13 protein-coding genes are annotated in these 13,739 nt (G+C 63.6%); 6 read left to right on the top strand and 7 right to left on the bottom strand.

Going from position 1 to position 13,739, the window contains the following annotated elements; genetic code table 11:
• Nucleotides 1–12 precede the first annotated feature (12 nt).
• Nucleotides 13–1,971: an elongation factor G gene (locus MKZ91_RS01000; protein WP_336167084.1), complete on the bottom strand. Its 1,959-nt coding sequence runs from the start codon at nucleotides 1,969–1,971 to the stop codon at nucleotides 13–15.
• 354 nt (nucleotides 1,972–2,325) lie between these two features.
• Here MKZ91_RS01000 and MKZ91_RS00995 point away from each other — a divergent pair, with 354 nt between their 5' ends.
• Nucleotides 2,326–3,006, top strand: a complete 681-nt coding sequence (locus MKZ91_RS00995) for a glutathione S-transferase family protein (RefSeq protein ID WP_336167082.1) — start codon at nucleotides 2,326–2,328, stop codon at nucleotides 3,004–3,006.
• Nucleotides 3,007–3,385: 379 nt separating this feature from the next.
• On the opposite strand, the gene MKZ91_RS00990 is transcribed toward MKZ91_RS00995, so the two are convergent.
• Complete coding sequence (locus tag MKZ91_RS00990) at nucleotides 3,386–4,363, bottom strand: SphA family protein (RefSeq protein WP_336167080.1); 978 nt, start codon at nucleotides 4,361–4,363, stop codon at nucleotides 3,386–3,388.
• Nucleotides 4,364–4,594: 231 nt separating this feature from the next.
• On the opposite strand from MKZ91_RS00990, the gene MKZ91_RS00985 reads away from it, so the two are divergent.
• Nucleotides 4,595–5,644 carry an aldo/keto reductase gene (locus MKZ91_RS00985; protein WP_336167078.1) on the top strand — a complete coding sequence of 350 codons (1,050 nt, stop codon included), beginning with the start codon at nucleotides 4,595–4,597 and terminating at the stop codon, nucleotides 5,642–5,644.
• 73 nt (nucleotides 5,645–5,717) lie between these two features.
• Here MKZ91_RS00985 and MKZ91_RS00980 read toward each other — a convergent pair whose 3' ends face one another.
• Together MKZ91_RS00980 and MKZ91_RS00975 are read right to left on the bottom strand one after the other, a co-directional pair.
• Nucleotides 5,718–6,530 carry an isochorismatase family cysteine hydrolase gene (locus tag MKZ91_RS00980; protein WP_336167076.1) on the bottom strand — a complete coding sequence of 271 codons (813 nt, stop codon included), beginning with the start codon at nucleotides 6,528–6,530 and terminating at the stop codon, nucleotides 5,718–5,720.
• A 139-nt stretch (nucleotides 6,531–6,669) separates the two neighbouring features.
• Nucleotides 6,670–7,368 (bottom strand): TetR/AcrR family transcriptional regulator, encoded by a 699-nt coding sequence (locus MKZ91_RS00975; protein ID WP_336167074.1) that lies wholly within the window; start codon nucleotides 7,366–7,368, stop codon nucleotides 6,670–6,672.
• A gap of 193 nt (nucleotides 7,369–7,561) precedes the next feature.
• Here MKZ91_RS00975 and MKZ91_RS00970 point away from each other — a divergent pair, with 193 nt between their 5' ends.
• From MKZ91_RS00970 to MKZ91_RS00960, 3 genes are all read left to right on the top strand, one after another.
• The gene (locus MKZ91_RS00970) at nucleotides 7,562–8,050 is read left to right on the top strand and encodes a RidA family protein (protein WP_336167072.1); all 489 of its coding nucleotides are present in this window, start codon (nucleotides 7,562–7,564) and stop codon (nucleotides 8,048–8,050) included.
• A 123-nt stretch (nucleotides 8,051–8,173) separates the two neighbouring features.
• Nucleotides 8,174–8,578 (top strand): antitoxin Xre-like helix-turn-helix domain-containing protein, encoded by a 405-nt coding sequence (locus MKZ91_RS00965; protein WP_336167070.1) that lies wholly within the window; start codon nucleotides 8,174–8,176, stop codon nucleotides 8,576–8,578.
• Nucleotides 8,575–9,264: an RES family NAD+ phosphorylase gene (locus tag MKZ91_RS00960; RefSeq protein ID WP_336167068.1), complete on the top strand. Its 690-nt coding sequence runs from the start codon at nucleotides 8,575–8,577 to the stop codon at nucleotides 9,262–9,264. The genes MKZ91_RS00965 and MKZ91_RS00960 overlap by 4 nt, the downstream gene beginning before the upstream one ends.
• 308 nt (nucleotides 9,265–9,572) lie before the next feature.
• On the opposite strand, the gene MKZ91_RS00955 is transcribed toward MKZ91_RS00960, so the two are convergent.
• On the bottom strand, nucleotides 9,573–10,343 hold the full coding sequence (locus MKZ91_RS00955; RefSeq protein ID WP_336167066.1) for an adenylate/guanylate cyclase domain-containing protein: 771 nt from the start codon (nucleotides 10,341–10,343) through the stop codon (nucleotides 9,573–9,575).
• A gap of 112 nt (nucleotides 10,344–10,455) precedes the next feature.
• Nucleotides 10,456–11,343 carry a LysR family transcriptional regulator gene (locus MKZ91_RS00950; RefSeq protein WP_336167745.1) on the bottom strand — a complete coding sequence of 296 codons (888 nt, stop codon included), beginning with the start codon at nucleotides 11,341–11,343 and terminating at the stop codon, nucleotides 10,456–10,458.
• Between the two features lie 125 nt (nucleotides 11,344–11,468).
• Between MKZ91_RS00950 and MKZ91_RS00945 the strand changes: the two genes are divergently transcribed.
• Nucleotides 11,469–11,825, top strand: coding sequence for an antibiotic biosynthesis monooxygenase (locus MKZ91_RS00945; RefSeq protein ID WP_336167064.1), 357 nt, complete (start codon nucleotides 11,469–11,471; stop codon nucleotides 11,823–11,825).
• Nucleotides 11,826–11,976: 151 nt separating this feature from the next.
• Here MKZ91_RS00945 and MKZ91_RS00940 read toward each other — a convergent pair whose 3' ends face one another.
• On the bottom strand, nucleotides 11,977–13,416 hold the full coding sequence (locus MKZ91_RS00940; protein WP_336167062.1) for a DUF1254 domain-containing protein: 1,440 nt from the start codon (nucleotides 13,414–13,416) through the stop codon (nucleotides 11,977–11,979).
• Nucleotides 13,417–13,739: the final 323 nt, after the last annotated feature.

Genomic DNA, 13,739 nt, shown 5'->3' with positions numbered 1-13,739 from the left:
GCCTGCCTCCCCTCACCCCGCCTGTTGCGTCCCATGCGCGTGGATCACCGCATCGGCCTCCTTGCCGTAGAGCTCCTCGAAATGATCGAAGCTTTTCGAGAAGTAGCCGATCCCTTGCGTTGCCGCGCGCAGCGCCCTCGCAAGATCGTCGAGGGCCGATCCCGGCACGAGCGCGCGAAAAATGTCCCAGCCCTTGGCGGTCTCGTCACGGTCGAAGCCGAGCACCTGGCCCTTGTAGGTGGAGACGATCGGCACCAGGCTGCCGGAATAGATCGAGGGAATGTGGATCTCGATGCGGATGACCGGTTGCATGAGCACGGCAGACGCCTGGGACAGCGCCTGGCGCACGCCCATCTTGGCGGCGGCGCGGAAGGCGAAGTCGTTGCTGTCGACCGAATGGTGCTGGCCGTCGGTCAGGGTCACGCCGACATCGATCACCTGGAAGCCGAGTGGCCCCTTTTCCATCGCTTCCCGCGCGCCCGCCTCGATCGCCGGGATGAAGTTGCGTGGCACAGCCCCGCCCTTCACCGTCTCGGCAAAGGAGAAGCCGGCGCCGCGTTCGTTCGGGTGCACGCTGAGCTTGACGTCGGCAAATTGCCCGGCGCCGCCGGTCTGCTTGCGGTGGCGATAGTGCACGTCGGAGGGTTTCAGCACCGTCTCGCGATAGGTCGGGCTCGGATGCTTGTCGGTGACACCCACATGGAAGACATCGGCAAGCGTCTTGCAGAGATCGCGCAGGTGCATCGGCCCCTGCACGCAGACGAGTTGGGCGCCGGTGCCCTCCTCCTGCATGACGAAGAGGGCGCGGTCGGTCTCGGCGAGCTTGGCAAGCGTGCCCGAAAGCTTGGTCTCGTCACGCTCGCTGTCAGGCACCAGGATGCGCTCCAGCATCGGCGTCGGCGGCACCGTCCAGTCCGGCGCTTCGGCGCTGGTATTGGCGGCCAAGAGCGCCGGCACCGGCAGATGTTCGGCCTTGACCGCGGCAAAGATCGCGCCCGCCTCGGGCGTGGCATTGGGCAGCGGCTTGCCGGTCGCCGGGTCCTGCAACGAACCGATGCTGCCGCCGCCAAGGGTCGAACCCTGCTTGATGCCCGATGTCAGCGCCCGAACCAGCACGGTCTTGCCGACATTGGCCTTGTGGTAGGCGTGGAAGCTGACGGCCGAAAGCGCGCTCTCGGCGATTGCGCCGGCTGCCCCCAGTCGTTGTCGAAGCGCATCGACGCTTGGCGCCTCGTGGCGCAGCGCCTTCATCAGCCTCAGAATTCCGTTGGCGTGGCTCGCCGAACCGACCAGCACCGGGATGATGCGGTTTTCTTTCAGCAGCCGCGAGGAGATCGCATAGATCGTGTCGCTCGCGGGCAGCCGGTCCTCGATCAATTCGCCGAGCAGCCAATCGTCAAATTCGGAGAAATGTTCGAGCAGTTCGGTGCGCGCCTCCTTCTCCCGCTCCATGGTGGTATCGGGGATCTCGATCAGCGCCGAGGTCTGTCCCTCGCGGTAGCGCCAGGCGCGCTCGGAGATCAGGTCGCAGGTACCGACGATCTTGTCGCCTTCGCGGATCGGCACCTGGCGCATCAGCAGCATGTGGCCGGAATAGTCCTGGAGAGCAGCGATCACGTCGCGCAGCCGCCCGCGCGGCTCGTCCATGCGGTTGATGAAAAGAATGCAGGGCGTGCCCGAGGCCTCGATCGCTTTCAGGTAGGGCGCGGCAAGCACCGCCTCTTCCGGCGCCGGCGAAACGCACAGCACGCAGGCGTCGCTGGCAATCAGCGCATGCTGCGCATGGCCAAGCGCCTCGGTACCTCCGGGCGCGTCGAGCGCACACCAGGGTTCGCCGCCGAATTCGAATTCCGTCAGGTTCAGTCCATAGGGTGAAGCAGCTTTTCTGGAGGCCCCCTCCAGACCGGCCAGCTTGTCTACCAGCGTGGTTTTTCCGGTCTGTGAGGGCCCAAGTACCGTGAAGCAGCGCATCGGCAATCCTCCCCTGTCGCGATGACGACGGGCGCCGAGCGTTGCGACGCCCTTGTTCTATTAATTCTAGGGCAGCTTTTGCGCTTTCAATGGTGCTCAAGCCGGAATGAGCGCAAGTGTTGGCAGTTTTTGCGTCAAATCGGCCGAGATTGGCTGGCGGGACGCCGTGCAGGTCGGGCGACCTCGCCATTGAGGTCGGTCCCGGCGCCCAAGATTCTGATTGCAAAAATAGAGCAGTCTTGCGACGATCACGCGGATCAAACATCGAGCCGACCCGCCCTGTCTCAGGCAGGCTATCGGGCGGGCAATCAGGACGCGCGCAGCTTCAGGCCACCAGCACCGGAGATCATCTGCATGTCGCTTACGCTTTACCAGCATCCGCTCGCTTCGTTCTGCCACAAGGTGCTGATCGCGCTTTACGAGAACGACACACCGTTCAAGAGCAGCCTGGTCGACCTGCTGGATCCCGAGGAAGCCGCCCGTTTTTCGGCCCTCTGGCCGGTCGGCAAGATGCCGGTCCTGACCGACAGCGGCCGCGACGTGGTGATGCCGGAAACCTCCATCATCATCGAATACCTCGACCGCCACTATCCCGGCAAAGTGAGGCTGATCCCGGAAGACGGGGACAAGGCGCTGAAGGCCAGGCTCTGGGATCGCTTTTTCGATCTCTACATCCACGTGCCAATGCAGAAGATCGTCACCGATACGCTGAGGCCATCGGGTGAAAACGACCATCGCGGTGTTGCCGATGCCCGCGCCAATCTGGCCGTCGCCTACCGCATGGCCGATGACCACTTCGCCACCCAGCCATTCGCCGCCGGCGACAGTTTCAGCCTTGCCGATTGCGCCGCCACGCCGGCTCTCTTTTACGCCGGCATCGTCGAGCCCTTCGACGAGACGCACCCGCATCTGGCCGCCTATTTCGAGCGCCTGCTTCAGCGCCCGTCGGTGCGCCGGGTGCTGGCCGAGGCGCGGCCCTATTTCCACATGTTCCCCTACCGGAGCCTGATGCCCGAGCGGTTTTTCGAGATGTAGGCGGCGACGCTTTTCTCAGCCGGAACAAGGCGATCGAGCGCCCTGGTGAATCGGATTGGCAAGTGTTCTCGCGTGCTTGAACGCCGCCATCCGACCGAGGCGCAAAATTGCCCCTCACCCTAACCCTCTCCCCGCACGCGGGGAGAGGGAACGAGACCGGATCGCGCTGTCATAACACGTCCGATGCCGAAGTTTCGCTCAAGCATCGAATGCCAAAACTGCGGGATTGGATGAGATCGCCGTGAACGCGAGCGGCCGCCACACGTCCCTTCTCCCCGCTTGCAAGAAGGTGCCGGCAGCGGGATGAGGGGCGCTCCGCTCCTCACCGCGCGGATGAGGGGCACATCCCGCGCAAATGAGCGACTGCGCCGGGCGAACCCTACTGCACCGCCGCCGGTGGCGTGCCGATCGGGAAGGCGATGGTGACGAAGCCGGCGGTGCCCTCCGGCCGGTTCTTGGCGGCAAATTCCTGGAAGACCTTGAGCGTCAGCGAAACCGGCGTTTCGGCCACCTTGAAATTGTAGCCCATGGTGCCGCCGATGGCGGCGATGCGGCCCTTGAAGTCACCAAGACTTGCGCCGGGGCCGCTGTCGCCGGTCACCTGCTGGTAGAAGTAGCCGGCAACACCGGCGGAAAACTGCGGGCTGAAGTGCTGGGTCACCGCCCATTCCGCGTGGAATTCCGTACCCGTGCGATAGTCGGTCGCCGGGTTTTCGCCGTTGAAGGTGAAGCCCACGGCGCCCGAGAGATCAAGCCCGGTTTCGGGCCGGAACCAGGTGCCGGCAAAGGTCAGGTCGCCGGCCCAGCGGTTGAAGGAAATATTGGCAAGCTCGCCCTTCCGGTAGTCGCCGATCGGCACGTTGACGGTGGCGTTCGCCGTCCAGTGGAAATCGCCCTCATGCCAGCCGAGCGTGGCGCCGACCACCGGGTCGCCGATGGTGAAAACGGAGTCGCTGGCCGACGCCGATCGACCGGCGCGTGGCGCAGACAGCGTCACATCGACATTGGGCCCGCCGAAGGGCACGACCGCGGTAAAGCCGAGATTGCCGCCGAGCACCTCCTCGGGCATGACCCAGAGCCCGGTGCCGAAAACGCCGACGAGCGTCGCGTCGACTTCGCCGACGATCTGGCCGCCGAGCGGAAGCTGCTTGTTGCCCTTGAGCTCACCGACATAAAAGTAGTTGTCGTTCTGGAAGTAGGTTCCGGGCGGCGCGAGCAGGCCGGCCAGCGGACCGCGGGCACCCAGCAGATAGAAGCCGGCGCCGTTTTCGGCGGCCTTGGCCGCCGACGGTGCGATCGCCAGGGTCAGGCCGGCAGCAACAGCCGACGCGCAAGCCAAGCGTTTCGCGTAGACCATGAAAGTGATTCCCCTCGTCTCTCGGACCGAACGATACCACTTCGACCTGTTCAAGCCAGCCCTGACAAATCGCTGGGTTGCATCGGCGTCATCCGAATGCCGGACCGAGCGAGACGCCGAACCTTGCGCCAACGGCCCTTGCCGCTACTTTGTCTGAAGCGGCGTCTCCGCTTCACGCGAGACCTGTGCCGCCACGGCTGATCCACACGCGAAAGCAAAGGACGCGAGACCATGGAATACCGGCTGCTCGGCCGCTCCGGCCTGAAAATCTCTGTGATCACCATGGGCACGATGACGATCGGCGGCCGCGGCAAGTTCGCCGAGGTCGGCAATGTCGGCCTCAAGGACGCCCGCCGCTATGTCGATCTCTGCCTCGACGCCGGCGTCAACCTGATCGACACGGCCGACATCTATTCGACCGGCGCCTGCGAGGAGATCATCGGCGAGGTGCTCGGCGGCAAGCGCAAGAACGGCGTGCTCGTCGCCACCAAGGCGCGGTTTTCCATGGGACCGGGCCCCAATGACGGCGGCCTGTCGCGCCAACACCTGATCGCCGCCTGCGAGGCAAGCCTGAAGCGGCTGAAGACCGACGTGATCGACCTCTACCAGGTGCATGAATGGGACGGCCTGACACCGCTTGAAGAGACCATGGAGGCGCTCGACAGCCTGGTTCGAAGCGGCAAGGTCCGCTACATCGGCTGCTCCAACTATTCCGGCTGGCACATCATGAAGGCGCTCGGCATCAGCGCGCTCGAAGGCCGCCAGCGTTTTGTCAGCCAGCAGATCCACTACACGCTCGAGGCGCGCGAGGCCGAATACGAACTGATGCCGATTGCGATCGACCAGGGGCTCGGCGTGCTCGTCTGGAGCCCGCTTGCCGGCGGACTTCTCTCCGGCAAGCACCGGCGCGACGAGACGCCCGATGGTACCCGCCAGCTTGCCGGCTGGAAGGAGCCGCCGATCCGCGACGAGGAGCGGCTGTGGAAGATCGTCGACATGCTGGTTGCCATATCCGGCGAGCGCGGCGTGTCCACGGCGCAAGTGGCGCTTGCCTGGCTGATCGGCCGCAAGGGTGTGACTTCCGTCATCATCGGCGGCCGCACCGAGGCGCAATTTTCCGACAATCTTTCCGCCGCCAATCTGAAGCTCTCCGACGAGGAAAAGGAACTGCTCGACGCCATCAGCCTGCCGCCAGTCCTCTACCCCTATTGGCACCAGCTCTGGACCGCCAGGGACCGGCTCGGCGAGGCAGACCTGTCGCTGCTGGGTGCGCATCTTTGACGGTTGCGGCGATCGCCTGTCCAGGCGATCGCCCTTCTTGCAGCTGAAGCGTCAGCCACGGGCGTTCGAAATCCTAGCTCTGCAGCATCCCGACGGTTTCGTCCGTCGTCCACAGGCCGTTTGCCATGTAGCGGAAGTTGATCAGCGCCGCCAGGTAGCCATCGCCTTCGGGCAGTTTCGGTGCGGCAACGGCATCGCGCACCACCGCCACCTCGAATCCCTGTTCGAGGAATTCGCGCAGATGCGATTCCACGCACATGTTGGCGAGCATGCCGGCAAGGATGATCTGGTCGACGCGCTGTTTGCGCAACTGGAGCGGCAGGTCGTTGGCCTGCGGACCGTAGAGCTTGTGCGGCGAGCAAATGATCGTCTTGCCATCCTCGATATATGGCTTGAACTCCGGCAGGAAGTCCGCGCCCGACCCTCTGAATCCGTCCGTCGTATAGGGTCCCTTTCGGTCGAATATCCCGACCTGGTGCTGGAACACTTCGAGCGGCCCCTGGACCTTCCAATCGTGATCCCAGCTGTAATAGTGGTGCGGCGAGATCGCGACCACCATGCCATTGGCCTTTGCGGCCTGAAACAATCGCCCAAGGTTTGCAACGACATTGTGTTCGGTCACGCTCTCGCCAACAACCGGCCAGGCCTTGCCCTCAGGGCTCATGAAGTCGATCTGGGGGTCGATCACGACCAGCGCTGCCCGCGAAGGGTCGAGCTTCATGTTGCCCTTCTCGAGCGCCGGGCTGGCGGGATCGGCATAGGCGCCGGGCGTGGCGGCCCGGGCGGTCGATGCGCCGGCCGCAGCGAGCGCGGATGCCGCCGTCAGGCCGGCAAAGGTCTTGAGAAAGGTGCGTCGATGCGACGTGCAGCAATCGTCATCCTGCATGGGATATTCCTCCGGAAATTTCCGCCTCGTGCCAAAGCGGAATGTCTGCGGAGCGTAGTCCTCAGCATGATCGCCGACTACCTATACCCATTCATACCTAGCCGCCAAAGCCGTCCCATCTCCCGGCCGAAGGCAATGTTCATCGATTTGCCGTGAGGCCATCGAGCAGGAAGTCCAGGCCCTTCGTGAAGGTCCCGTCCCAGTCATTGTCGAGAAGCAGGCGGGAGCGCTCGATCGTCGGGTAACGCTCGCTGAGACCGGCAAGGCGCATCTGTGCGGCGGCCTGGTCGTCATCCGTCAGATCGAATTTCGCCCGGGTGATGGTTGCACCGATCACATGGTTCCAAAGCGACCAGATCGCGCCGTTCAAGTCTGCGTCGGCGACACCGGCCGAAGAGAGGGCCCTGCCCAGCAGTTCCAGACGAACAAGCATGTTCGGGCCGAGCGCGCGGCGCGGCAAAAGCGCGGCCGACCACGGATGGCGAAGCATGGCAGCGCGCCAGTCGAGGAGCAGATGGATCACCTGCCCGCGCCAGTCCTCAGGCTCACCGACATCAGGCGAGCGGCGGTACTCCAGCACCGTGTCGAGCGCCAGGTCGAGGACCTCTTCCTTGTTGTCGACATGCCAATAAAGGCTCATGGCGCCCGCGCCGAGGCGGTCGGCGAGCCGGCGCATCTTCAATCCGCCGAGCCCTTCGGCATCCAAGAGCTCGACCGCGGTCGCCACGATCCGCTCCAGCGAGAGCGGCGGCTCGCCGCGCGGTTCCGCCCCCGACGGGGACGACACATCATCCCGTTGCGGCCGTCTGTTCTGAGCACCACTGCGTTTGGCTGCCATGCGCCTTCCCTGCTGATGATGCCATCGGTTTAGGCCGACATTCACGGAATGTCGATGCCGGGCAATTGACTCATACACCGTACGATGCCATTTTCTCGTACATTGTACGAGTCAATTCTACGGGCGATGCGCTGACGGTCGATCCGGCCGGCCGGGAAGGCGTCGTGCGCGACCCAGCCAGGAAGGAACAATCATGTCGCGCGCCATCAAGCATCTCATTTCAGGAGGACTGATCATCATGACCATGAAGGTATTTACACCCGCGACGGCAACCGAGAGCGATCCCAAGCTCACCATCGTCAATCCGCCGCACCTCTACGACCCCACCCCCAACGGCTACAGCACCGCAGTGATTGTACCCTCAGGCGCACGGGTGGCCTATATCTCCGGCCAGGGCGGCCAGGACGCGACCGGGGCCCTGTCGCCCGATTTCGCCGTCCAGGTCAAACAGGCCTATGCCAATCTCGGCGCCGCACTCGATGGGCTCGGCGCCAGGCCGGACCAGGTTGCCAAGCTCACGGTCTTCGTGGTCGACCACGACATGTCCAAGCTTGAGGTGCTGACCCGCAACGTCAAGGAGATGTTCGGCGCGGCACTGCCGGCACAGACGCTGGTGCCGGTGCCCAAGCTCGCCATCGACCCGATGCTCTTCGAGGTCGAAGCCGTCGTCGTCCTGAAATAGCCGCGCAGATCAACTGCAGCCATTCGTGTCAGGGGCAAGGACGACACGCCCTGCCCTTGACTTCTCGCTCATGCGGTCCATTTATATCATATGATACAAATTTGCATCGCATAGGAGAGCGAAGTGGCAAGCGCGCAACCGGTTCTCGCGACTGACCGGGAGACTGCCCGGCAGGAGGAGGCTGTCATCGTCAAGGCGGTGGTGAAGGCCTGCGAGCTCTGGAACCTCACCAACAAGGAAGCCGCCCAGCTCTTCGATGTGCCGATCGCCACCTGGAACCGGATGAAGGCCGGCGACTTCAAGGGCAGGCTCGACCAGGACAAGCGCATGCGTGCCAGCCTGATCGTCGGCATCTTCAAGGGCTTGCGGCTGTTCTTCAACGGGCCGCTCACCTATCAGTGGCCAAAAGCCGCCAACACCGGACCGCTGTTTTCCGGCCGCTCGCCGGTCGATCTGATGATCGAGGGCGGCATTCCTGTGATGCTGAAGGTGCGGCGCTACCTCGACGGACTGCGCGGCGGCCTATGATCCCTGAGATCGATTTCAACGATCCGGCGACCGTCCGGCTGATCTCGACCGCCTATATCGACGAGCCGGCGGTCAAGCCGCTTGCCGATGACGACGATGAGATCGAGATCCTCAACCGGCTGGAAGCGATGACCTCGGCGCGGCTGAGCCCGCTTGCCCTTCCCGCCGGCGTCGACCCGGCCGAACTCCTCAACGAGACCTTCGGCTATGGCTGGTCGCTGATCAACGCCGCCTTCTGCCATGCCCGCCCGCCGGGCAACCGCTTCAACGGCGAGGAGCGCGGCGCCTGGTACTGTGCCTTCGGCCCGCGCGCGCTTGAAACCTGTCAGGCGGAGATCGTCTATCACCGCACCCGGGCGCTGCGCGAAGCCGGCAGCTTTGTCGACATCGGCCGCTACCGCGAGCTGATCGCCGGCTTTACCTGCCGCTTCCACGACGTGCGCGGCGAAGAGGGTGCCACCTATCTCGATCCGGATACGGCCCGCGCCTACCCCGCCGGCCAGGCGCTCGCCGCCACCATTCTGGCTGAAGGCGGCAATGGCCTGATCTACCCCTCGGCCCGCGATCCTGAAGGCGAATGCCTCGCCGTCATCAGGCCTTCGGTCATTCAGAACATCCGCCAGGGCCGCACCATCACGTTTCAATGGTCGGGCACGCCGGAGCCAAATATTCTCGTCGCGGATTGAATGCGCCATCACCTGGCAGTTGGCCGCAATCTTGCGGCAATGCGCTCTGCCGACAAGGGCGCACCGCTCCGGATTTCCGCGCTCGAAAAAAACCGCCCCTCACCCTCCCCCAATTTCGTGCGCGATCTCTGGTTCTAGATCCGCCTGGAAGACGGCTTCGGCGCAGGCACACGGCCACAAGCGGCCAGGCCTGCGCTGACACTTCCAAACTGCGCGACAGCCTTTGGCCGCGCGATCGCGTAGTGATCAGCGGACGCGGCTGGAAATGGGGCCTTGTCGCCACCGGCGTCAGGCGGGTCGACTGAGCCTCAGTCGCGCTTCACGATCACCCGCGCCTCGACCGGCTGGTCGAGGCCTTTCAACGTCAGGAGCCGCTGCGCGGCACCCGCCACCGATGCCCCGGCCTGAGCGGCGGTTTCGGATGAGATCAGGATCTCGCCTGCCTGCGCCTGGGATTCGAGCCGCGACGCCAGGTTGACCGTGCCGCCGATCGCGGTGAAATCGCTGCGGAAGCTCGAGAACTCGCCGATCTCGACATCGCCCGAATGAATGCCGACACCGACGCCGAGCGGCTGGCCCTTGAGATCGTCGAGCTGCAGGCTGCCAAGGGCTTTTGCGCAATGCCGCTGGATATCGAGCGCCGCCAGGATCGCCGCTTCCGCGTGACCCTTCCTGACGATCGGAAAATTGAAGATCGCCATCAGCCCGTCGCCCATCGTCTTGTTGACGATGCCGTCATGCGCCCAGATCGCTTGAGCACAGCGATCCTGAAACAGGCTGACGATCTGGCTGAGCCTGACCCGCTCGATCTGCTCGGACAGATGCGTGAAGCCGCGGATATCGGCAAAGAGAATGGTCGCACTTGCCGCGACGTGACTCTGCTTCTTCACGTAACGGAAGGAGCGCTCGCAGATGGTGCAGATGTTCGGGTTCATCTTGCTGCGGGTGATGCCGAAGGCACGAAACGGCAGCGCCAAAGCCCCGCGGATCGGGATCGGCACATGCATCTGGTCCCAGCACCCACGGCAGATCCTGGCATCGCCGCTCCGGGTCGGCTGGATGGTGGTGGCTTCAGTCATGGTCGGCATCGGCTCCGGCTCGCATGGCCCGAAGGGCATGGGCGGAGCTTCTGCCATTTGTCGCGCTTTAGCAACGGCCGCAATTATACGAAGGCGCCGGCCGTGCCCGGCATTATTCGGCAAACAGGTTCGCGGCCATAAAGTCGACGAAGGCGCGGACCTTTGGCGAGAGATATCGATTGGTCGGCCACAGGACGCGGAACGTGCCCGTTTCGCGGAGGTAATCCTCCAGCAGCGATACCAGCTTGCCTTCCGCCAGTTCCGGTGACACGGCGAACGGCGGCAGACAGGTGATGCCGAAGGATCGCTCCGCCAGGAAGATCAAGGGCTCGAGCGTGCTCGCAACCGTGGTCACGGGCAGATCGAGCTTAACCTCCCGTCCGTCACGTACGAGCGGCCACGGCTCGAGGCGGCCGGAGTTCGCATAGCGGTGATGAAGGCAGCGATGCCCGAGCAGGTCCTCCGGTACCTTCGGTCGACCATGCGCAGCGAGATACTCCGGCGCCGCGACGATCCTGTGCCGGAACGTCCCGAGCTTGCGGCTCATGAGGCGCGTATCCTTGATCTCGCCTGTTCGGATGACGGCATCGAAACCCTCCTCGATAACGTCGACCAGCCGATCCGTGAAATCGAGGTCGAGGTTGATCAACGGGTGGGCCCTCATGAAATCCGAAATGGTCGGCATCAGGAGCATGCCGGCCAAAGGCAGGCTGACGCGAAGCTGCCCGCGCGGTGTCGCGTGCGACCGCGACAGCTGCGCCTGGGCCGTTTCGAATTCGGACTGGATGCGGCGGCAGGTGTCGAGAAAGAAGCTCCCGTCCTCGGTCAGCGCCATGCTTCTCGTCGACCTGTTGAAGAGACGCACGCCCATTTCGTCTTCGAGCCGCGCGATGGCCTTGCCGACCGCAGACCCCGAAAGGCCCAGGCGGTGACCGGCGGCCACGAAGCTGCCGGCCTCGGCGACCTGAATGAAAATGCTGAGCGTTCCGAGCTTGTCCATCATCTGCCGATTGCGGAATTGTTTTCCGAAGTGATCAGAATACACGCTCGTTTATCCGCTATTTCTCCCCCGATATCCAGATGTCGTCGCAGCCGATGCACTGCGATGTTCAAACGGAGAGCCCCATGAATACGAGCCTTACCCCCACGTTCACAGCGTCCCCCGCCCCGACCACCTTTGTCGTCAACGTCATCCACGCCCACACCGGCAAGCAGGAGGAAGCCTTCGCAATCATCCAGGATGTCGTGCACTACGTCGCCGAACGGAAGGAAGGGTTTCTGTGGAGCACCCTGGCGAAGAGCACGGACGGACAGACGGTCGTCAATGTAGAGGCGATCCAGGGAACCGGGAGTGTCGACGAATTCTTTTCGGATCCGGTGTTCGTGGAGAAGTTCCGCAAGCTGGATGCGGTCTCAATGAGCGAGTTTCACACCTACTCGGTCGGCGACCTCGTCCTGCCCAAGCGCGGATCCGCGGCCTGATCGCGACTGCATGTTTCCTTTGATCGTACCTGGTTAAGGGACAAAACATGCAGCAATTCAAAGCGCTACAGCGACCCTTGCGCTTCTGGCAGGACGTGTGGCGCTGAAGTCCTGGCGCCTTCGCGCGAAGGCGCCAGGCAGGTCGCAGATGTCACCCCGCCTTCTTGACCGCCGGGATCCCCCAGGAGCCGTCGAGAATGGAGGGCGGGCTGTCGTCGGGCCAATAGAGCCGCATCATCAGGATGAACTTGCCCTTCGGCGCCGGCAGCCAGTTGGACTCCAGGTCCTTGCCGGGTGATTCATTCTGGACATGGATCTCCGTCGATCCGTCCGGATTTGCCTTGAGGCCCACGCGCGCACTGATCGAATAGCGGTTGAGCGGATTGTCGACGAAGAAGTAGTTCTGGTCATACATGGTGATCGACCAGAAACCGCGCACCGGCGGCAATTGCCCCTTCGGGAAGGTAATGACGTATTTGTTGGCGCCGTTATAGGCGCGGGAGAAAAGGCCGTCCTTCGATTTCAGCGACGTCGGATAGATCGCATCCTGCGGGCGATTGGCGCCGAGCCCGATCGCCGTTATCAGCGCGCGCTGCAGATAGCCCGTGCCGTAGATGCCAGTCTTGGTCGTAAAGCCCCAGCCGTTGATGTCCTGGATATCACCGTCGCTGAACTTGAAATGCAGCATGATGCGATGAAACGCGGTCACCGGAATGCGTGAGACGAAGGCGGCGTCGAGCTTGCTCTTGTCGAAATCCTGACCCGGCACGATGCCGATCTCGGCGAACTTGGCGATCGCTTCCGCATCCGCAGCGGTCGGCGGGTTGGTCTTCATCAGTTCGCACAGCAGCGTGAAATACTCGACTGCGTCCATTCGGTTGACCTGCTCGCGCACCGCCGTCTTCATGTCGATATCTGGGTCGACCTTGCCGGGCGGTGGCGTCCAGTCCTTGCCATAAGAACTGAGCGGCGAAAGCTTGCACTCGTCCTGCAGCGCGTGAACGGCTGCATAGTCCTCCGGCGAGCCGTCGCAATAGATGCGGCCGAGGATCCAGACGATGCTGGTCGGCGACTTGTACTCGGTCACGCCTTCCGGAAGGCTGCCCTGCCAGCCGGGGCCGGTGATCGCGTAGGACTGTGCCCCACCGCCGGTCGTGCGCTTGCCCGGCACCTGGAACACCGTCGTCCAGCCGTCGAGCATCGGAAACAGGAAGTAGCGATCCTTCATGTCCGGGATCGACAGCACCCAGGGTTCCTTGCCCACGTCGACGAAGGCGGTCGTGTAAAGCGTGTCGGCATTCGGTGCGGTGACATCCTTGAAGGATGCGTTCGGATATTCGCGAAGCTTGATGATGTGGCCCATCGGCCCCTTGGTGCCGACAGGCTTCTCGACATTGGTGACGACGCGCCGCGTCATTTCCGTCGTCACCAGCGGATAGCCGTAGATATAGGCCTCCACCGCCAGCCAAAAATCATCAGCCGCTTCAATGGGATCGATGAGCGGAGATTCCAGAGCGTTCGCTTGAATGAAGGAAACCGTTGTAAGCAGGCCAGCGCCTCCCAAAGCAACGGCACGACGTGTCATGTCCATGTCTACCTCCCTCTTGCCTTCATGGCGGGCGAAGGTTAGCACGCGCCAAACAATACTACCAGACATTGCGGGGCGCTGAACTTCACGTTGAGCCGCCATACCGGGCCGCGACTGGCCGTCAGGTCGCCGAAACGGCGGCGCCGAAGACCGGGCGGAGTTCGATTTTGCTTGGGTCGGCATCGGGTTCGGGCAGCGCGTCGCCGAGGCCTCGTCCACGTGCCTGACCGTCCGGGTCCGCAAGCCGAAGACCGGTCTCGACCTGCTGGCCGTTCATTTACCCGGTTGAACGCCGACCGCCGCCCCGCATGGCAGGGCGGCAGGAT

Source organism: Ensifer sp. MJa1, assembly GCF_037026475.1.
Taxonomy (GTDB): Bacteria; Pseudomonadota; Alphaproteobacteria; order Rhizobiales; family Rhizobiaceae; genus Ensifer.
The sequence above is the reverse complement of the archived record's forward strand: the minus strand, read 5'-3'. Positions and strand labels throughout refer to the sequence as shown.

Excerpts from the sequence above, each read along its gene's own strand:
- MKZ91_RS01000 (WP_336167084.1), bottom strand. The coding sequence starts at position 1,971 with ATGCGCTGCTTCACGGTACTTGGGCCCTCACAGACCGGAAAAACCACG.
- MKZ91_RS00995 (WP_336167082.1), top strand. The coding sequence starts at position 2,326 with ATGTCGCTTACGCTTTACCAGCATCCGCTCGCTTCGTTCTGCCACAAG.
- MKZ91_RS00990 (WP_336167080.1), bottom strand. The coding sequence starts at position 4,363 with ATGGTCTACGCGAAACGCTTGGCTTGCGCGTCGGCTGTTGCTGCCGGC.
- MKZ91_RS00985 (WP_336167078.1), top strand. The coding sequence starts at position 4,595 with ATGGAATACCGGCTGCTCGGCCGCTCCGGCCTGAAAATCTCTGTGATC.
- MKZ91_RS00980 (WP_336167076.1), bottom strand. The coding sequence starts at position 6,530 with ATGCAGGATGACGATTGCTGCACGTCGCATCGACGCACCTTTCTCAAG.
- MKZ91_RS00975 (WP_336167074.1), bottom strand. The coding sequence starts at position 7,368 with ATGGCAGCCAAACGCAGTGGTGCTCAGAACAGACGGCCGCAACGGGAT.
- MKZ91_RS00970 (WP_336167072.1), top strand. The coding sequence starts at position 7,562 with ATGTCGCGCGCCATCAAGCATCTCATTTCAGGAGGACTGATCATCATG.
- MKZ91_RS00960 (WP_336167068.1), top strand. The coding sequence starts at position 8,575 with ATGATCCCTGAGATCGATTTCAACGATCCGGCGACCGTCCGGCTGATC.
- MKZ91_RS00955 (WP_336167066.1), bottom strand. The coding sequence starts at position 10,343 with ATGACTGAAGCCACCACCATCCAGCCGACCCGGAGCGGCGATGCCAGG.
- MKZ91_RS00950 (WP_336167745.1), bottom strand. The coding sequence starts at position 11,343 with ATGGACAAGCTCGGAACGCTCAGCATTTTCATTCAGGTCGCCGAGGCC.
- MKZ91_RS00945 (WP_336167064.1), top strand. The coding sequence starts at position 11,469 with ATGAATACGAGCCTTACCCCCACGTTCACAGCGTCCCCCGCCCCGACC.
- MKZ91_RS00940 (WP_336167062.1), bottom strand. The coding sequence starts at position 13,416 with ATGGACATGACACGTCGTGCCGTTGCTTTGGGAGGCGCTGGCCTGCTT.